At 71.9% G+C, this 19105-nt stretch carries 13 protein-coding genes and 2 tRNA genes; 8 read left to right on the plus strand and 7 right to left on the minus strand.

Annotated elements, in window-relative coordinates:
• Positions 1 to 133 precede the first annotated feature (133 nt).
• Positions 134 to 1777, minus strand: coding sequence for a M4 family metallopeptidase (locus IE318_RS17155; protein ID WP_189901298.1), 1644 nt, complete (start codon positions 1775 to 1777; stop codon positions 134 to 136).
• A gap of 151 nt (positions 1778 to 1928) precedes the next feature.
• On the opposite strand from IE318_RS17155, the gene IE318_RS17160 reads away from it, so the two are divergent.
• Positions 1929 to 2372, plus strand: a complete 444-nt coding sequence (locus IE318_RS17160) for a gamma-glutamylcyclotransferase family protein (protein ID WP_229903559.1) — start codon at positions 1929 to 1931, stop codon at positions 2370 to 2372.
• 103 nt (positions 2373 to 2475) lie between these two features.
• Here the strand turns inward: IE318_RS17160 and IE318_RS17165 are convergent, their stop codons facing one another.
• Positions 2476 to 4620 (minus strand): molybdopterin oxidoreductase family protein, encoded by a 2145-nt coding sequence (locus tag IE318_RS17165; RefSeq protein WP_189901300.1) that lies wholly within the window; start codon positions 4618 to 4620, stop codon positions 2476 to 2478.
• Positions 4621 to 4739: 119 nt separating this feature from the next.
• Positions 4740 to 5444 (minus strand): SanA/YdcF family protein, encoded by a 705-nt coding sequence (locus tag IE318_RS17170; RefSeq protein ID WP_229903560.1) that lies wholly within the window; start codon positions 5442 to 5444, stop codon positions 4740 to 4742.
• Between the two features lie 168 nt (positions 5445 to 5612).
• On the opposite strand from IE318_RS17170, the gene IE318_RS17175 reads away from it, so the two are divergent.
• From IE318_RS17175 to IE318_RS17195, 5 genes are all read left to right on the plus strand, one after another.
• Positions 5613 to 6530 carry a sirohydrochlorin chelatase gene (locus tag IE318_RS17175; protein ID WP_189901303.1) on the plus strand — a complete coding sequence of 306 codons (918 nt, stop codon included), beginning with the start codon at positions 5613 to 5615 and terminating at the stop codon, positions 6528 to 6530.
• Between the two features lie 109 nt (positions 6531 to 6639).
• Positions 6640 to 7974 carry a deoxyguanosinetriphosphate triphosphohydrolase gene (locus tag IE318_RS17180; RefSeq protein ID WP_189901305.1) on the plus strand — a complete coding sequence of 445 codons (1335 nt, stop codon included), beginning with the start codon at positions 6640 to 6642 and terminating at the stop codon, positions 7972 to 7974.
• 195 nt (positions 7975 to 8169) lie between these two features.
• Positions 8170 to 9435 carry an NAD(P)/FAD-dependent oxidoreductase gene (locus tag IE318_RS17185; RefSeq protein ID WP_189901307.1) on the plus strand — a complete coding sequence of 422 codons (1266 nt, stop codon included), beginning with the start codon at positions 8170 to 8172 and terminating at the stop codon, positions 9433 to 9435.
• A gap of 114 nt (positions 9436 to 9549) precedes the next feature.
• Positions 9550 to 11469 (plus strand): DNA primase, encoded by a 1920-nt coding sequence (gene dnaG, locus IE318_RS17190; protein ID WP_189901309.1) that lies wholly within the window; start codon positions 9550 to 9552, stop codon positions 11467 to 11469.
• A 228-nt stretch (positions 11470 to 11697) separates the two neighbouring features.
• Positions 11698 to 12984 (plus strand): RNA polymerase sigma factor, encoded by a 1287-nt coding sequence (locus IE318_RS17195; protein WP_189901311.1) that lies wholly within the window; start codon positions 11698 to 11700, stop codon positions 12982 to 12984.
• Positions 12985 to 13056: 72 nt separating this feature from the next.
• Here IE318_RS17195 and IE318_RS17200 read toward each other — a convergent pair whose 3' ends face one another.
• The 4 genes from IE318_RS17200 to IE318_RS17215 form a co-directional block, all read right to left on the minus strand.
• Positions 13057 to 14985, minus strand: a complete 1929-nt coding sequence (locus IE318_RS17200) for an ABC transporter ATP-binding protein (protein ID WP_189901314.1) — start codon at positions 14983 to 14985, stop codon at positions 13057 to 13059.
• Complete coding sequence (locus tag IE318_RS17205; RefSeq protein WP_030173172.1) at positions 14985 to 16718, minus strand: ABC transporter ATP-binding protein; 1734 nt, start codon at positions 16716 to 16718, stop codon at positions 14985 to 14987. Before IE318_RS17205 ends, IE318_RS17200 begins: the two co-directional genes overlap by 1 nt.
• A gap of 172 nt (positions 16719 to 16890) precedes the next feature.
• On the minus strand, positions 16891 to 18345 hold the full coding sequence (locus tag IE318_RS17210; RefSeq protein ID WP_189901316.1) for an FGGY family carbohydrate kinase: 1455 nt from the start codon (positions 18343 to 18345) through the stop codon (positions 16891 to 16893).
• 65 nt (positions 18346 to 18410) lie between these two features.
• Entirely contained in the window at positions 18411 to 18710 is a 300-nt protein-coding gene (locus tag IE318_RS17215; protein WP_030173178.1) for a hypothetical protein, read from the minus strand.
• Positions 18711 to 18855: 145 nt separating this feature from the next.
• Between IE318_RS17215 and IE318_RS17220 the strand changes: the two genes are divergently transcribed.
• Positions 18856 to 18928, plus strand: a tRNA-Asn gene (locus tag IE318_RS17220).
• Between the two features lie 5 nt (positions 18929 to 18933).
• Positions 18934 to 19006 (plus strand) — tRNA-Asn (locus tag IE318_RS17225).
• Positions 19007 to 19105: the final 99 nt, after the last annotated feature.

Here is a 19105-nt window from a genome sequence, read left to right on the forward strand (position 1 = left end):
CCGCCACTACCAAGCCCTGGTCACCCTCGCCTGCCTCCGACTCTGGCTGACCTGACTTTGCGGACACCCCCTAGTACGAAGGCCGCCCCGCCCGGTCGTGAGGGCGGGGCGGCCGTCGCGCGTCCGGAGGTGGTCAGTTCACGTTGACCGCGCTCCAGGCCGCCGCCACCGCGTCGTACTCGGTGCTGCCGGAGCCGTAGAGGTCCTTGGCCGCGTTCAGGGTCGCCGTGCGGGCGCCCGCGTAGTTGGTCGAGGACGTCATGTAGACCGTCAGGGCGCGGTACCAGATCTTGCCGACCTTGTCCCGGCCGATGCCGGTCACCGTCTTGCCGTTGTACGTCGGTGAGTCGTAGGCGACGCCGTTGATGGTCTTCGCGCCGCTGCCCTCCGCGAGGAGGTACGCGAAGTGGTTGGCGACGCCGGAGGAGTAGTGGACGTCGAGATTGCCGACCGAACTGCTCCAGTAGTCGGCCGAGCTGCCGTCCTTGGACGGCTTGTCCATGTACCGCAGTGCCGTCCCCCCGAAGCCGGAGCGGACGATCTTCTCGCCGATGAGGTAGTCACCGGGGTCGGAGGCGTTGTTCGCGTACCACTCGACCATGGTGCCGAGGATGTCCGAGGTGGCCTCGTTCAGGCCGCCGGACTCGCCCGAGTACGTCAGTGCCGCCGTCTTCGACGTCACGCCGTGCGTCATCTCGTGGCCGGCCACGTCCAGCGCCACCAGCGGCCCGAACGTCGTCCCGTCACCGTCGCCGTACGTCATGCAGAAGCAACTGTCGTCCCAGAAGGCGTTGTTGTAGTTGCTGCCGTAGTGGACGCGGTTGTACGAGCCCTTGCCGTCGCCCGCGATGCCGTTCCGCCCGTGGACGTTCTTGTAGTAGTCCCAGGTCTCGTTCGTCCCGTACTGGGCGTCGACGGCCGCCGACGCGCGGTCCGCCGTCGTGCCCGTGCCCCAGTGGTTGTCGGCGTCCGTGAACAGGGTCGCGGGCGCCCGCTGGAAGCAGACGGAAAGGAAGCACAGGTCGGTCTTGTTGGCGGCGTCGCCGGTGTAGGTGTTGCCGCGCGTGGGGTCCTTGAGCTGGTAGGTCGAGCCGGACAGGGTCGTCTCCAGCCCTACAGTGCCGCTGTAGAGGGACTTGCCGTCGCCCGTCGCCGTCTCGATGCTGTCCCAGGCGTCGATCTGCGCACCTGTGAGCGCGTCGGTCAGCACCGTACGGGCGACCGGGTTGCCGAGGGAGTCCAGCCCGGCCGCGTTCGTCCGCCAAGCCAGGCGCGGGGCGCCGTGCAGGGCGTCGACGACCAGCTCGGGCCTGGCCTTGACGCTCTTCAGGGTCTCGCCGAGGTTCGCGGCGCGCAGCGCGTTGACCGCGAGGTCGGCGGCCCTGGGGGCGGAGAGCTTCGGGGTGGTGGTCGGCAGAGCGACCGTGCCTCTCGTCGCCCGGTTCGCTCCGCGGTAGGTGCCGTCCGGGCGCAGGTGGACCACGAAGTCGCCGCCCAGCACCGGCAGTCGGTCGTAGGTGCGGTCGTAACGGACGTGCTGTGTGCCGTCCTTGTCGACGATCACGTCCCGGACGGTGGCGCTCTCGGCGGAGGTCAGCCCCAGGGCGGTGGCGTGCTCCAGGAGCGCCGAGGCGGCGTTCTGGATCGCGGTGGCCCGGGTCGGTCCGTTCTGCGCGTGCGCGGCGGGGGAGAGTACGGCGGCCAACAGGGTGGCGGTGGTGGCGGCTATGCCGGCCGTGGCCAGGCGGCCGCCTCGGGTGTGCCGTGTCCGACTCATCGGTCTCCTTGGGAAGGCGCCTTCGAGGGTGAGTGGGGGGTCGGGGTGATGGCGCTGACGTTTGTTCAGGTTTAAGGGACCATGACAAGTCGTGTCCATACCGCCTCCATGGAGATGTGTGGGGAGGTGGAGGGGGTACAGAATCGTTTCCGTGATCGTTCCGGCCCCCTCCTCGCCGCCCGAGCCCCTCCCGTTCTTCGTCTACGGCACCCTGCGGCCCGGCGAACGCAACCACGACGTCCTCCTGCGCGGCCGCACCCGGACCGAGGAACCGGCGCGCCTCACCGGCGCCGTGCTGTACGAGGGGCCCGGCTTCCCGTACGCCGTCGAGGAGCCGGGCGGCGTGGTGCGGGGCGAGCTGGTGACCGCCCGGCCCGAGACGTACGAGGAACTGCTCTCGGTCCTGGACCGGCTGGAGGGGTACGTCGCCGGAGACCCACGCAGCCTGTACGAACGCGTCGCACGCGAGGTCGTCCGCGAGGCCGACGAGACAGCGGTACGTGCGTGGGTCTACGTCGCGGGTACGGCCGTGACCGCGCGGCTGCGGGACGGCGGCCGGATCATCGAGAGCGGCGCGTGGTCGTCCCGCCGCTGACGGACCGTCAACCGCAGCCGTCGGCTGCGGTCGTCAGCCGTCAGTCGTCAGCCGTCAGTCGTCAGCCCTCACCCGGCAGTCGCCGGCCGTCACTCGTCACCCGTCACGGCCGTACCGCCTCCACCCGCACCGCGCACACCTTGAACTCCGGCATGCGCGAGGTCGGGTCCAGGGCCGGGTTGGTCAGTGTGTTCGCGCGGCCCTCGCCGGGCCAGTGGAAGGGCATGAACACCGTGTCCGGGCGGATGCCGGTCGTGATGCGCGCGGGCGCCACCGCACGGCCGCGCCGGGAGACGACGGCCACCGGGTCGCCCTCTGCCGCCCCCAGCCGCGCGGCGAGCCGCGGGTGCAGCTCGACGAACGGGCCGGGTGCGGCGGCGTTCAGCTCGTCCACGCGCCGGGTCTGGGCGCCCGACTGGTACTGGGACACGACCCGCCCGGTGGTCAACAGCACCGGGTATGCCTCGTCCGGCTCCTCGGCGCTCGGCCGGTGCGAGACGGGTGCGAACCGGGCCCGGCCGTCCTCGGTGGCGAACCGGTCGAGGAAGAGGCGCGGCGTGCCCGGGTGCACATCTGATCCGGACGCGGACGCGGGGGCGGGAGCGGGAGCGGAGACGGTGCCGGTCGGCTCCGGAGGCGCCGGGCACGGCCAGAAGACGCCGTTCTCCTCCGCCAGCCTGCGATAGGTGATCCCCGAGTAGTCCGCGGGACCGCCCGCCGAGGCACGGCGCAGCTCCTCGAAGACCTCCTCGGGATCGGTCGGGAATCCCTTCTCCACGCCCAGCCGGGCGGCCAGTTCGTGCAGCACCTCCAGGTCACTGCGGACCCCGTCGGGCGGCGAGAGAGCGCGCCGCCGCAGCAGCACCCTGCCCTCCAGGTTCGTCGTCGTACCCGTCTCCTCGGCCCACTGTGTGACCGGCAGGACGACGTCCGCCAGCGCCGCCGTCTCCGACAGCACGACATCGCAGACGGCCAGGAAGTCCAGCGACCTCAGCCGCTCCTCCACATGAGCGGCGCGCGGCGCCGACACCACCGGGTTGGAGCCCATCAGCAGCAGTGTGCGGATGTCCGTGCCGAGCGCGTCCAGGAGTTCGTACGCGCTGCGTCCCGGTCCCGGCAGGCTGTCCGGGTCCACGCCCCACACCTCGGCCACGTGCCGCCGCGCCGCAGGGTCCGTCAGCTTGCGGTAGCCGGGCAACTGGTCCGCCTTCTGGCCGTGTTCGCGCCCGCCCTGCCCGTTGCCCTGGCCGGTCAGACAGCCGTACCCGGACAGCGGCCGGCCCACCCGGCCGGTCGCCAGGCACAGGTTGATCCACGCGCCCACCGTGTCCGTGCCCTTGGCCTGCTGCTCGGGCCCGCGCGCGGTGAGCACCATCGCCGACTCCGGCGCGCAGAACAGCCGTACCGCCTCCCGGAGCTGCGGAACGGGCACTCCCGTGACCCGCTCCACATACTCCGGCCAGTGCGCCATGGCCGCCGCCCGGGCCTCCTCCCAGCCGGTCGTCCGCTCCTGTATGTACGCCTCGTCGGTGCGGCCCTCGGCGACGACCAGGTGCAGCAGGCCCAGGGCCAGCGCGAGATCGGTGCCGGGCCGGGGCGCCAGATGCAGGTCGGCCTGCTCGGCGGTCTTCGTGCGGCGCGGGTCGACGACGATCAGCGTGCCGCCGTTCTCGCGCAGTTCGGTGAAGTAGCGCAGCGAGGGCGGCATCGTCTCCGCCGGGTTGGAGCCGACCAGGATCACACAGCCCGTCCGGGGGATGTCCGCGAGCGGGAACGGCAGCCCCCGGTCCAGCCCGAACGCCCGCGTCCCGGCGGCCGCCGCCGACGACATGCAGAAGCGGCCGTTGTAGTCGATCTGCGAGGTGCCCAGCACCACCCGGGCGAACTTGCCCAGCGTGTACGCCTTCTCGTTGGTCAGCCCGCCTCCGCCGAACACCCCGCAGGCGTCCGGGCCGTGCTCCACGCGCGCGCGTGCCAGTGCCCCGGCGATCCGGTCCAGGGCCTCCTCCCAGCCGGCCGGCACGAGCGTGCCGTCGGCGGTGCGCACCAGCGGGGAGGTCAGCCGCACCCGGGAGGAGAGCACCTCGTGCGCCGTACGGCCCTTGCCGCACAGCGCGCCCCGGTTCACCGGGAAGTCCGCGCGCTCGGTCACCTCCACACCCCCGTCGGCGGCGGGGGTCAGGTTCATCCCGCACTGCAGGGCGCAGTACGGGCAGTGCGTGGGCGTCGCGGAGGTCTGTTGCTGCATGCCGCTCAGCGTGCGTCGGCCGTGTTACGCGCCCGGACGGCCGCTGTTACGCGCCCGGCACGGTGACCTCGCAGCGCGGGCCCGCCCGCCGTGAGGCCGCCGTCGGCGGGGGGCGGTTCTCACCGGGCGGTGGCCAGGGCCCGGGCGATCCCGTGCTCCTTCGGCCCCAGGAACGTGGGGGCGGGGTGGAACACCGCGTCCAGCACCGCCTTGCCCGCCGCGAACACCTCGCGGGTGCCGCCGTAGTACCAGGTGACGTCGTGCTTGTCGTCCACACCGACGCCGTAGGAGTCGATGCCCGCCGCCTCGCACAGGGCCACCGCCCTGCGGATGTGGAAGCCCTGGCTGACCAGGACCGCCCGGTCCACGCCGAAGATCTTCTTCGCGCGCACGCAGGAGTCCCAGGTGTCGAAGCCGGCGTAGTCGGTGACGATCCGGGCGGCGGGCACTCCGTGCTCGGTCAGGTAGGCGCGCATGGCGTCCGGCTCGTCGTAGTCCGCGCGGCTGTTGTCGCCGGTGACCAGGAGCACCTCGACCCGGCCCTCGTGGTACAGCCGCGCCGCCGCGTCCAGGCGGTGCGCCAGATACGGCGACGGCTCGCCGTCCCACAGGCCCGCGCCGAAGACCACGCCGACCTCGGTGCGCGGCGCGTCGGCCGTGGTCCGCAGCCGGTCGCCGGTCACGACGAACAGCCAGGTCGCCGGGAGCAGCGCCAGTACGCACACCGACATCAGGGTCTGTACCAGCCGCCGCTGCCCGGCGCGCCCCTGCAGCGAGCCCCGAAAGAAGGGGGCGTGCGGCAGCCTCGGTCTGTGGATCTTCATGCCCGGCATGCCCATAGGGACGCCGTGAGCGACGACCCGGTTCGCACCGGTGCGGCGGGGAGCGGGAAGCCTGCTCACTCTCCCCACCCCGGCCCCGTGAAATGCCGGAAAACAACCCGGTCACGGCCACGCAACTGCGCGGCAACCTCACACCGTCAGGATCGGTGCATGACGGCGTCGAACCCTCCTCGCGACGAGTCCCTCCACGGCCCCGGCGGGCCGCCGGCCCCCGGCGTCCGCCTCGACAGTACGGCGCACATCATGAGCAGCATCAGCAACCAGCTCGCCGGCCAGCTCAGCCTGGTGTCGCTCAGCGGCGGACGGCGGCCCGCCCCACCCGCTCCGCCCGCCCTCGTCCTCGTGGCGCACGGCAGCCGCGACCCGCGCGCGCTGAGCACCGTACGGGCCCTCATGGACCGCGTCCGCGAGCTGCGCCCCCGGCTGTCCGTGCACCTGGGGCACATCGAGCTCAACGAGCCGCTGCTCCCCGACACCCTCGCCGGCCTGGGCGACGCCGACGCCGTCCTGGTGCCGCTGCTGCTCAGCCCCGGCTACCACGTCAAGCAGGACATCCCCGAGATGGCCGCCGCCGCACCGGCACGCGCGCGCGTGGCCGCACCGCTCGGCCCGCACCCGCTGCTCGTGGAGACCCTGTACGCCCGTCTGGTCGAGGCCGGCTGGGCCGCCCGGACCGGGACCGACGACGCCGTGCGCCGTAAGAGCGCGGTGGTGCTGGCCGCAGCCGGCTCGCGCGACCCCGACTCCGCGGCCGGCACCCGCCGCACCGCGCGGCTCCTCGCCGACCGCCTGGGGGTACCCGTCGTGCCCGCCTACGCCTCCGCCGCCCGCCCCACCGTCCCGGCCGCCCTGCGCGCCCTCGCGGCCCGGGGCCGCCACCGCGTCGCCGTCGCCTCCTGCTTCACCGCCCCCGGCCGCTTCGCCACCCAGTGCGCCGAGGCCGCCCCCTGGATCGCCTCCGCCCCGCTCGGCGACCACCCGGCGATGGCCCGGCTCGTCCTGCACCGCTACGACCAGGCCCTCGCGGCGCCGGCGACCCCGGCGCAGGACGCGCGCGTACCGGCCTGACGCGGGCGTACCGGCCGCTGAGCGGAGGCGCCACGACTGGTCCCACGATCACCGACCGGAGCCGGACGGTGACATCCCGATTGTCGGCGGCTGCGCTTACTGTCGAGGCATGGAAGGGATCGCCCCCGGGGCAGCCGAGGCAGCAGGGCCCTACGAGAACCACCTCCCGCCCGCCGGTTACGAGGCGTCGGCCGTCGAGCGGTGGGCCGCCGAGCCGGACAAGCGGCCGGGCCGTACGGCGTTCCAGCGCGACCGCGCGCGCGTGCTGCACTCCGCCGCGCTCAGACGCCTGGCGGGCAAGACGCAGGTGGTCACGCCGGGCGAGCGCAGCCAGGCCTGGGACCCGAGCCCCCGCACCCGGCTCACCCACTCGCTGGAGTGCGCCCAGGTCGGCCGGGAGCTGGGCGCCGCCCTCGGCTGCGATCCCGACCTGGTGGAGGCGGCCTGCCTCTCCCACGACCTGGGCCACCCGCCGTTCGGGCACAACGGCGAGCAGGCGCTGAACGAGTTCGCGCGGGACTGCGGAGGCTTCGAGGGCAACGCCCAGTCCCTGCGCCTGCTCACCCGCATCGAGCCCAAGCGGTTCGTCCCCGACCCCGCCTCCGGCGAGCTGGTCAGCGTCGGCCTCAACCTCACCCGTGCCGCCCTCGACGCCGCCACCAAGTACCCCTGGCCGCGCGGCGCCCACCCCACCGACCCGGCGTCCCCCAAGTTCGGTGTCTACGAGGACGACCGGCCGGTCTTCGACTGGCTCCGCAAGGACGCGCCCGGCACCCGCACCTGCTTCGAGGCCCAGGTCATGGACTGGTCCGACGACGTGGCGTACTCGGTGCACGACGTGGAGGACGGCCTGCACGCCGGCCACATCGACCCGAACTGCCTCCAGGCCGAACCCGAGCGGCAGGCGGTGTTCGCGGTCGCCGTCGGCCGCTACGTCCCCGCGGACACCGACCCCGAGGAGCTGGCCGAGGCCCTGGACCGCCTGCTGGACCAGGAGTGGTGGCCGCACGGCTACGACGGCTCGGCGGTCGCCCAGGCCCGGCTGAAGGACGCCACCAGCCAGCTCATCGGCCGCTTCTGCCTGGCCGCCGAGGGCGCGACGCGACAGGCGTACGGAAGCGGACGGCTGAGCCGTTACGGCGCCGAGCTGGTCGTCCCCAGAAGCACCCGAATGGAGTGCGCGGTCCTCAAGGCCGTCGCCGACCGCTACGTCATGCAGCGCGCCGAACAGGAACGGCTCCGCGCCGACCAGCGGATCGTCGTCGCCGAGCTGGCCGAGGCGCTCACCGCGCGCGCCCCCGAGGGCCTGGACCCGCAGTTCCGGGCCCTGTTCGACCAGGCTCGGGACGACCGCGCCCGCAAGCGCGTCATCGTCGACCAGATCGCCTCCCTCACCGACGCCTCGGCCCGCTCGCTCCACGCGCGTCTGAGCGGGCGCGCATGACACTGACAGCGTGCTTACGTGCGTCCGTGATACCGGTGATACCCCTGTGACAACAGTTGGTTCCAGAGGTGATCCAGAGGCCCTGACCAGGTCCCCAGGTGACCCTCCGTGGCCTGATCGGGCCACTCCCTCTTCCCGCATCACGCTCCGTGCGGGACGCTCGCATGTGGCGGCACCCTGACGAGGAGGCAACAAGTGGTCGACGCGGATCAGACATTCGTCATCGTCGGAGGGGGTCTGGCCGGCGCCAAGGCGGCCGAGACCCTCCGCGCGGAGGGCTTCAGCGGCCGCGTCATCCTCATCTGTGACGAGCGCGACCACCCCTACGAGCGCCCACCCCTGTCCAAGGGCTACCTGCTGGGCAAGGAGGAACGCGACACGGTCTTCGTGCACGAACCGGCGTGGTACGCGCAGAACGACATCGAGCTGCACCTCGGCCAGACGGTCGACGCCATCGACCGCGCCGCCAAGACCGTCCACTTCGGCGACGACGGCACCTACGTCCGCTACGACAAGCTGCTGCTGGCCACCGGCGCCGAGCCGCGCCGCCTGGACATCCCCGGCACCGGCCTCGCCGGCGTCCACCACCTGCGCCGCCTCGCCCACGCCGAGCGGCTCAAGGGCGTCCTGACCCACCTCGGCCGGGACAACGGCCACATCGTGATCGCCGGCGCCGGCTGGATCGGCCTGGAGGTCGCGGCGGCGGCCCGCGAGTACGGCGCGGAGGTCACCGTCGTCGAACCGTCCGCCACCCCGCTGCACCACGTCCTCGGCCCCGAGCTCGGTCAGATCTTCACCGAGCTGCACCGCGCGCACGGCGTCCGCTTCCACTTCGGTGCCGTGCTGACCGAGATCGTCGGCCAGGACGGCATGGTGCTGGCCGCCCGCACCGACGACGGCGAGGAGCACCCCTGCCACGACGTGCTCGCCGCGATCGGCGCCGCGCCGCGCGTCGCCCTCGCCGAGGCGGCGGGCCTGGAGCTGGCCGACCGCGCCCACGGCGGCGGCATCGCGGTCGACGAGCGGCTGCGCACCTCCGACCCGGACATCTACGCCGCCGGTGACGCGGCCTCCTTCCCGCACCCCCTGTTCGACACCCGGCTGCGCGTGGAGCACTGGGCCAACGCACTCAACGGCGGCCCGGCCGCCGCCCGCGCCATGCTCGGCCAGGACGTCACCTACGACCGCGTGCCCTACTTCTTCTCCGACCAGTACGACCTCGGGATGGAGTACAGCGGCTGGGCGCCGCCGGGGTCGTACGACCAGGTGGTGATCCGGGGCGACGCCGGAAAGCGGGAGTTCATCGCGTTCTGGGTGAAGGAGGGCCGGGTGCTGGCCGGGATGAACGTCAACGTGTGGGACGTCACAGAGCCGATCCAGCATCTGATCCGTACCAGGGCACACGTGGACACGGAGGCCCTGGCGGACCCGCGTGTGCCGCTGGACACCATCGCGTCGTAGCAGAGCGGCACTGTCGTAGGGCCCCCGTGCTGCAATTCCCGGGGGTCGACCCCCTGACCCCCGGCCGGGGCAGCTCGCCCCAGGAGTGTCGGTCCGGCCCCGTAGAATTCACGCGTGGCAGGACGGATCAACGACGAGGACGTGAAGGCGGTACGGGACGCGGTCCCGATCGACGCCGTGGTGTCCGAGTACCTCCAGCTGCGCAACGCGGGCGGAGGCAACCTCAAGGGTCTCTGCCCCTTCCACGACGAGAAGTCGCCGTCCTTCCAGGTCAGTCCGAGCAAGGGACTCTTCCACTGCTTCGGCTGCCAGGAGGGCGGCGACACCATCACCTTCGTGATGAAGGTCGACCACCTGTCCTTCTCGGAGGCGGTCGAGCGGCTGGCCGCCCAGGCCGGCATCACCCTGCGCTACGAGGAGGGCGGGTACAACCCCGCCCACCAGCGCGGCGAGCGCATCCGCCTGGTCGAGGCCCACAAGCTGGCCGCCGACTTCTACGCCGAGCAGCTCGCCGGCTCCGCCGAGGCCGAGACCGGCCGGGTCTTCCTGGCCGAGCGCGGCTTCGACCAGGCCGCCGCCGTCCACTTCGGCGTCGGCTACAGCCCCCAGGGCTGGGACCACCTCACCCGCTTCCTGCGCGGCAAGGGCTTCTCCGACAAGGAGCTGATCCTCTCCGGCCTGGCCCAGGAGGGCCGCCGCGGCCCCATCGACCGCTTCCGCGGCCGGCTGATGTGGCCCATCCGGGACATCGGCGGCGAGGTCGTCGGCTTCGGCGCCCGCAAGCTCTACGAGGCGGACAACGGCCCCAAGTACCTCAACACCCCCGATACGCCGATCTACAAGAAGTCCCAGGTCCTGTACGGCATCGACCTGGCGAAGAAGGAGATCGCGAAGACCTCCCGCGCGGTCGTCGTCGAGGGCTACACCGACGTCATGGCCTGCCATCTCGCCGGAGTGACGACCGCCATCGCCACCTGTGGCACCGCCTTCGGCGGCGAGCACATCAAGATCCTGCGCCGGCTGCTGATGGACAACGGCTCGGCCCGCGTGATCTTCACCTTCGACGGCGACGCGGCCGGCCAGAAGGCGGCCCTGCGCGCCTTCGAGGACGACCAGAAGTTCGCCGCCGAGACCTACATCGCCATCGCGCCCGACGGCATGGACCCCTGCGAGCTGCGCCTGGCCAAGGGCGACGAGGCGGTGGCGGACCTCGTCGAACCGCGCACGCCGCTCTTCGAGTTCGCGCTGCGCCAGATCGTGGCCCGCTACGACCTGAACACGCCGGCCGGCCGCGCCGCCGCCCTGGACGAGGCCGCGCCGGTCGTCGCCCGGATCAAGAACAGCGGCGCCCAGCACGAGGTGGCCGTCCAGCTCGCCGGTCTGCTCGGCATCCTGGACACGCAGTTCGTGGTCCGGCGGGTGGCCCAGCTGGCCCGCTGGGCCCGGGAGCGCGGCGGCCGCGGCCCGGCGCCGGAGCGGCAGCAGCGGGGACCGCAGCAGCCGTACGCCGCCGCGCCCGCCCACCCCACCGCCGCCCGCGGCCCGGCGCTCAACCTCCGCAACCCCGTCTACGCCACCGAACGGGAGCTGCTGAAGCTGGCGTTGCAGCGCCCCGAACTGGTCTCCCCGGCCTTCGACGCCTACGGCGTGGACGAGTTCACCGCCCCGCCGTACGCGGCCGTACGGCAGACGATCCTGGACGCGGGCGGCGCGGAGTACGGCGTCGCCGACCCGCAGGAGTACCTGGTCCGCGTCCGCGACGCCGCCCCCGACGACACGGTCCGCGCGATGGTCACGGAACTCGCGGTCGAGGCCATCCTGCTCCGCCGGGAGGTCGACGAGGCCTACGTCGGCGCCCAGCTGGTCACCGTCCGCCGCCGCGCGGTCGAACGCCGCATCCGCGACCTCCAGAGCACGGTCGCCCGCCTCGGCAACGGCGGCGACCCGGCCCAGCTGGCCGCGGTACAGAACGAGCTGTGGGTGCTCCAGCAGTACGACCAGGCACTGCGGGAGCGGGGCGCGGCGGCGTTGTGAATCACTTCGGTGACGGCGCCTTGATTCCGAAGTGGTCGATGATCGCGTCCTGGGTGGCGATGACGGAGGACAGCAGCTTCCTCTGATCCGCCGGCCGCTCCAGCAACGAGCGCAGCGGCTGCGCGTCTGAGTGAAACGACCTGAGTAACCGGCCGGTCACGGACCGGACGCAAAAAGTCACCGCACGCCCCTCGTGGCGGCGATGTGTCGTACCCCACACTGGGTCCGGTGCCTGAGTCCTCGGAGCGCGGCCGATCCGTCCCCCACGGGTCCTACATCCCCGCGGTTCCGCTCATCGCGTACGGGACGGACAGCGGCGAGGCCGCCGACTCCGCCCCCCGAGTACCGCTGCCGCACAGTTCAGCAGCGATCATCCTGGAGGTCGCCCCCGTGCAGACCCAGACCCTCACCCAGACCGACATCCCCACCGATGTCCCCCCCGACCTCGTCATCGGGGCGGCCGTGCCCCCGCAGGACCGGGTCGCGCACCACCCCGAGGCGGAGCCGGCGCCGCCCGGGCCGGAGGAACCCCCGGCCGGCGCGCTGGAGAGCGACGCGCCCGAACCCGTCGAACCGGCCGCACCCGCCCGCCCCGAGACCGGCGGGCCCTCCTCCGACCTGTTCCGGCAGTACCTGCGCGAGATCGGGCGGATTCCGCTGCTCACCGCCGCCGAGGAGGTGGAGCTGGCCCGGCGGGTCGAGGCCGGGCTGTTCGCCGAGGAGAAGCTGAGCAGCACCCCGGACCTGGACAGCCGTCTCGCCGGCGATCTGGACCGGCTGGTCGTCATGGGGCGGGTGGCCAAGCGCCGGCTCATCGAGGCCAACCTGCGGCTCGTGGTGTCCGTGGCGAAGCGGTACGTCGGCCGCGGGCTCACCATGCTGGACCTCGTGCAGGAGGGGAACCTGGGGCTGATCCGGGCCGTGGAGAAGTTCGACTACGCCCGCGGCTACAAGTTCTCCACCTACGCCACCTGGTGGATCCGCCAGGCCATGTCCCGGGCCCTGGCGGACCAGGCCCGCACCATCCGCGTGCCCGTGCACGTCGTGGAGCTCATCAACCGGGTCGTGCGCGTCCAGCGGCGGATGCTCCAGGAGCGCGGCTACGAACCGACCCCCGAGGAGGTCGCCGCCCAGCTCGAACTGCCGCCCGAGCGGGTCGGCGAGGTGCTGCGGCTGGCCCAGGAACCCGTCTCGCTGCACGCCCCGGTCGGCGAGGAGGAGGACGTCGCCCTCGGCGACCTGATCGAGGACGGCGACGCCGCGTCCCCCGTGGAGTCGGCGGCGTTCCTGCTGCTGCGCGAGCACCTGGAGGCCGTGCTGTCGACACTGGGGGAGCGGGAGCGGAAGGTCGTCCAGCTCCGGTACGGGCTCGTGGACGGCCGGCCCCGCACCCTGGAGGAGATAGGGCGCATCTTCGGTGTGACCCGCGAGCGGATCCGGCAGATAGAGTCCAAGACCCTCAACAAGCTCCGCGACCACGCCTTCGCCGACCAGCTGCGCGGCTACCTCGACTGACGAGGGGCCGCTCACCCCGGGGTCGGCGTGATCGACCCGAAGCGAGCGGCCCCCGACACGTGACCCGGACGGTCAGTCGACCTCCGCCACCGCCTGCGCGAACTGCGCCTTGTACAGCCGCGCGTAGGCCCCGTCGGCGTCCAGCAGGTCGGTGTGCGAACCCTGTTCGACGATCGACCCGTTCTCCATGACCAGGATCGTGTCCGCGTCCCGGATCGTCGACAGCCGGTGCGCGATGACGAACGACGTCCTGCCGTGCTGGAGTTTGGCCATCGCCTTCTGGATCAGCACCTCGGTACGGGTGTCGACCGAGCTCGTCGCCTCGTCCAGGACCAGGATGACCGGGTCGGACAGGAACGCCCGCGCGATGGTGATGAGCTGCTTCTCACCGGCGCTGACCCCGGAGCCCTCGTCGTCGATGACCGTGTCGTAGCCGTCGGGGAGGGTGCGGATGAAGCGGTCCGCGTGCGCGGCCCGCGCCGCCTCCTCGATCTCCCCGCGGGTGACCTCGCGGGAGGCACCGTAGGCGATGTTCTCCGCGATGGTGCCGCCGAACAGCCAGGTGTCCTGGAGCACCATGCCGATGCCGGAGCGCAGTTCGTCCCGGGACATCCGGGAGATGTCCACGCCGTCGAGCGTGATCCGCCCGCCGGTGACGTCGTAGAACCGCATCAGCAGGTTGACCAGCGTGGTCTTGCCCGCGCCGGTCGGGCCGACGATCGCCACCGTGTGGCCCGGCTCCACCGTGAGCGACAGGTCCTCGATGAGCGGCTTGTCGGGGTCGTAGCGGAAGGAGACGTGCTCCAGCGCGACCCGCCCGCGCAGCTCCTCCGGCCGCACGCCCGGCACCGGGTCGGCCTCCTGCTCCTCGGCGTCCAGGAGTTCGAAGATCCGCTCGGCCGAGGCGACGCCGGACTGCACCAGGTTCGCCATCGACGCGACCTGGGTCAGCGGCATCGAGAACTGCCGCGAGTACTGGATGAAGGCCTGCACGTCACCGATGGACAGCGAGCCCGAGGCGACCCTGAGACCGCCGACGACCGCCACCAGCACGTAGTTCAGGTTCGACACGCACATCATCAGCGGCTGCATGACGCCGCTGTTGAACTGCGCCTTGAACCCGGCCTCGTACAGCGCCTCGTTCTGCTCGGCGAACTGCTTCGCCGACTCCTCCTGCCGCCCGAACACCTTCACCAGCGAGTGCCCGGTGTACATCTCCTCGATGTGCGCGTTGAGCTTGCCGGTGGTGCGCCACTGCTGCACGAAGTGCGGCTGCGACCGCTTGCCCACCCGGGTGGCCACGACGAACGACAGCGGCACGGTCACCAGCGCGACCAGCGCCAGCAGCCAGGAGACGTAGTACATCATCACCAGCACGCCGATGATGGTCAGCACCGAGTTGATGAGCTGGCCCATCGACTGCTGGAGCGTCTGCCCGATGTTGTCGATGTCGTTGGTGGCACGGGAGAGCACCTCGCCGCGCTGGCGCTTGTCGAAGTACGACAGCGGCAGCCGCGACAGCTTGCCCTGCACGTCCTCGCGCATGCGGAACATGGTCCGGTTCACCGCGCGGTTGACCAGCCGCGTCGCCACCGCCATCAGCAGGCCGGCGACCAGGAACGTGCCGAGCGCCAGCAGCAGGACCTCGCCGACGGCACCGAAGTCGATGCCCTTGCCGGGGGTGAAGTCCGTGCTCTTCAGCATGTCGGCGACCGAGCCCTGCCCGCGCTCGCGCATGGAGTGCAGGACCTGGTCCTTGGTCACGCCGGACGGCATCTGCCGTCCGATGATCCCGGCGAACACCAGGTCGGTGGCCCGGCCGAGGATCTTCGGCCCGATCACGCTGAGCCCGACGCTCAGGACCACGCACAGCACGAGCGTGACGATCGTCACCCGTTCGGGCCGGAAGTGGGAGACGAGCCGCTTGCCCGACTTCTTGAAGTCCATCGAGCGGCTGTCGGGTCCGCCGCCGGCCATCATCCGACCCATGGGCCCGGCCATCAGGCAGCCTCCGCTTCCGTCAGCTGGGAGAGCACGATCTCCCGGTAGGTCTCGTTGTCCGCCATCAGTTCGTGGTGACGGCCGGTGCCGACGACGCGTCCCTCGTCCAGGACCACGATCCGGTCGGCGTCGCGGATGGTCGACACCCGCTGGGCGACGATGACGACGGTCGCCTCGGCCGTCTCCCGCGACAGCGCCGCCCGCAGGGCCGCGTCGGTGGCGTAGTCGAGGGCGGAGAAGGAGTCGTCGAACAGGTAGATCTCGGGCCGCTGCACGAGCGTACGGGCGATGGCCAGGCGCTGGCGCTGACCACCCGAGACGTTGGTGCCGCCCTGCGCGATCGGCGCGTTCAGCCCGCCCTCCAGCTTCGAGACGAAGTCCTTGGCCTGCGCCACCTCCAGTGCGTGCCACAGCTCCTCGTCGGTGGCGTCCGGGTTGCCGTAGCGCAGGTTGGTGGCGACCGTGCCGGCGAACAGGTACGGCTTCTGCGGGACCATGCCCACCGTCTTCGCCAGCAGCTTCGCGTCCAGGGTCCGTACGTCCACGCCGTCGACGAGGACCTCGCCGTCGGTGGCGTCGGACAGGCGCGGCACCAGGCCCAGCAGGGTGGACTTGCCGCTGCCGGTGGAGCCGATGACGGCGGTCACCTCGCCGGGGCGGGCCACCAGGTCCACGGCCTTCAGCACGGGCTCCTCGGCGCCCGGGTAGCGGAAGCCGGCCTGACGGATCTCCAGATGCCCGTGCCGGCGCAGCTCGCGCACGGGCGCGAGCGGCGGCACGACGCTGGACTCGGTGCCCAGCACCTCCTGGATGCGCTCGGCACACACCTCGGCGCGCGGCACCATCATGAACATGAACGTGGCCATCATCACGGACATCACGATCTGCATCAGATAGGCCAGGAACGCGGTCAGGTCACCGATCTGCATGCCGCCGCTGTCGATGCGGTGCGCACCGAACCACACCACGGCGATGGACGACAGGTTCACCACCGTCATCACCATCGGGAACATCAGCGCCAGCAGCCGGCCGGTGGCCAGCGCCATGTCCGTCAGGTCCCCGTTGGCCTTGCCGAAGCGTTCCTTCTCGTACTCGTCGCGGACGAAGGCGCGGATCACGCGGTTGCCGCTGATCTGCTCGCGCAGCACCCGGTTCACCGTGTCCAGGCGGGTCTGCATGGACCGGAACAGCGGGCGCAGCCGGCGCACGATCAGGGTCACGCAGATGCCCAGCACCGGTACCACGGCGACCAGGACGCCCGACAGGGGCACGTCCAGCCCGAGGGCCAGCACCACACCGCCCACGCACATGATGGGTGCCGACACCATCAGGGTGAACGTCATCAGGACCAGCGTCTGCACCTGCTGGACGTCGTTGGTCGTACGCGTGATGAGCGAGGGCGCACCGAAGTGCCCCACCTCACGCGCCGAGAACGACTGCACGCGGTCGAAGACGGACGCGCGCACGTCCCGGCCGAGCGCGGAGGCGGTCCGGGCGCCGTAGTACACGGCACCGATGTTGCACACGACCTGCGCCAGCGAGATGCCGATCATCACGGCACCGAACGTCAGGATGTACCCCGTGTCACCCTTGACGACACCGTTGTCGATGATGTGGGCGTTCAGTGTGGGCAGGTAGAGGGTGGCGCAGGTCTGCAGGAACTGCAGCAGCACCAGTACGGCCAGGGGTTTCTTGTAGGGCCTGAGATAGGTCCGCAGAAGTCTTATGAGCACGCTGGGTCTCTCGGAGTCGGCGGTCGGGGGCGGTCGATGTCCCCTGGCCCCTATCGTCGAACACTCCACCCGCGTTACCTCAACTGATTAAGCCGATAGCGGTCCACCGACCGACGCGCCGTCAGCCGGTGGACCTACTCCGTGCGGGTGGCGTAGGGGAATTCGAGGGGTATTACGGGCGAAACGCACCCGGGTGGGTCTGCTCGCGCACCGACACGTACTGCTGGCGCACCGCCTGGCCCACCGCCAGTTCCTCGCCCGGCTCCAGGATCTGGGCGACGGCGCCCTGCCAGCGCGGCGGGGTGCGCGGGTCGAGAGTGCCCTGCGACACGCCGAGCGCCCACGCGGCCTGCCGGGCGGCCCCGATCGCGGCGTAGTCCGCGGGCTGCGGGACCACGACCTGCGCGCCGAACAGCGAGGGCGCCACGGCCTGTACGGCGGGCAGCTCGGCGGCCGGTCCGAGCAGGAAGACGCGCCGCACCTCCACGCCCCGCCCGCGCAGCACGTCCAGTGCGTCCGCGAGCCCGCACAGCATGCCCTCGAACGCGGCCCGCGCCAGGTGCTCCGGCTTCATCGACTCGCGCCTGAGGCCCGCCAGAGTCCCCGCCGTGTGCGGCAGGTTCGGGGTCCGCTCGCCCTCCAGATACGGCAGGAGGACCAGCCCGTGCGCGCCCGGCGTCGACTTCATCGCCAGGTCGGACAGGCCTTCGAGGTCGGGCAGCCCCAGCAGTTCGGCGGTGCCGCGCAGCGCCCGTACGGCGTTCAGGGTGGTGACGACGGGCAGGTGCATGCCGGTGGCGTCGGCGAGCGAGGTGATCATCCCGGTCTGGTCCACCAGCGCCTCGGGGTGGACGGCCATCACCGAGCCGGAGGCGCCCAGCGAGACCACCGCGTCACCGAGACCCAGGCCGAGCCCGAAGGCGGCGGCCATGGTCTCCCCGGTGCCGGCGGAGATCAGCAGCCCCTCGGGTGTCGTACCGGCGGCATCCGCCGGGCCGATCACCTCCGGCAGCGCGGCCTGGTGACCGAGGGCCAGCTCCACCAGGTCGGGCCGGTAGGCGCCGGTGGCCGCCGACCAGTAGCCGGTGCCGGAGGCGCCGCCGCGGTCGGTGGTCCGCCGCACCGGCCGGCCGAGCAGCTGCCACACCAGCCAGTCGTGCGCCTGCATCAGCAGGGCGACACGCCGAGCGGCGTCGGGTTCGTTCTTCGCGAGCCAGCGCAGCTTGGTCACGGGCTGCGCGGCCTGCGGAACGCATCCCACGGCCTGCGCCCAGGCCTCCCGTCCGCCGAGCGCGTCGATCAGGTCGGCCGCGGCGACCTGGGCCCGCCGGTCGCCGCCGACCAGCGCGGGCCGCACGGTGGCGCCCTGCCCGTCCAGCGGGACCAGCGCGTTCTGCTGGGCCGAGACGCCGATGGCCTGCACGCCCTCCAGCAGTCCGCCGCCCGCGGCCTCCCCGAGCGAGAGCAGCCACGCCTGCGGATCGACGTCGGCAGGGCGGCCTCCGCCCTCGGGGCTCTCCACCGGATGCGGCGCGTAGCCCTGCCTGAGCACGGCCCCGGTGTCCGTGTCGCAGACCACGATGCGAGTGAAATCGGGTGAACTGTCCAACCCGGCGACTATCCCCATGACCAAAATTCTGCCGCACCGGAGAGCTTGCTCGGGCCGTGGGCGCGGGATCGGCGAGACACGCCCTACGTGGCGCTGGTGCCCCAGTCGTCCGTGCCGCCGGTGCCGCGCTCGCGCAGCGAGCGCACGCGCCGGGCGACGGAGTCGGGCATCCGGTCGCCGACCCTCTCGCTCACCGCGTGGTACGCCCGGCCCGCGAACTGGCGGCCCTGCTGCGCCGCGCTCTCGGCGGTGTTGCGCACCGCCGGGTTCTGCGCGACCTGCCGCGCGGACTTCCGGAGCTGTTCGTAGCGCTCACGTCCCGCCCTCGTGCCCAGTACGTAACCGACAGCCAGTCCTGCGATGAACACGAGCCGGTAGCGCATGGCTGCCACCCTTTCTTGCCTCGACGTCGTTGCCGGAGGGAACCGATTGGCGGAGCACCCCCCTGCTTGCGCTAATGTATGTGTCGCAGCGAGCGAGCGCCCCCTGGCCAATACCCAGGTAGGCACGTTCGATGCAACGAGGCATTCCTCCGTAGCTCAATTGGCAGAGCAGCCGGCTGTTAACCGGCAGGTTACTGGTTCGAGTCCAGTCGGGGGAGCTCGGTCCTCCGTAGCTCAATTGGCAGAGCAGCCGGCTGTTAACCGGCAGGTTACTGGTTCGAGTCCAGTCGGGGGAGCATGCTGAACGAGGACCCTTCGGGGTCCTTTTTCATGTCCGCTTTCCTGCCCGCCTGCTTGCCGTGGGCCTCGCCGTGGGACTCCCGGTCTCCGGCCCG

The sequence above is a fragment of the Streptomyces spiralis genome (assembly GCF_014654675.1).
GTDB classification, from domain to species: Bacteria; Actinomycetota; Actinomycetes; order Streptomycetales; family Streptomycetaceae; genus Streptomyces; species Streptomyces spiralis.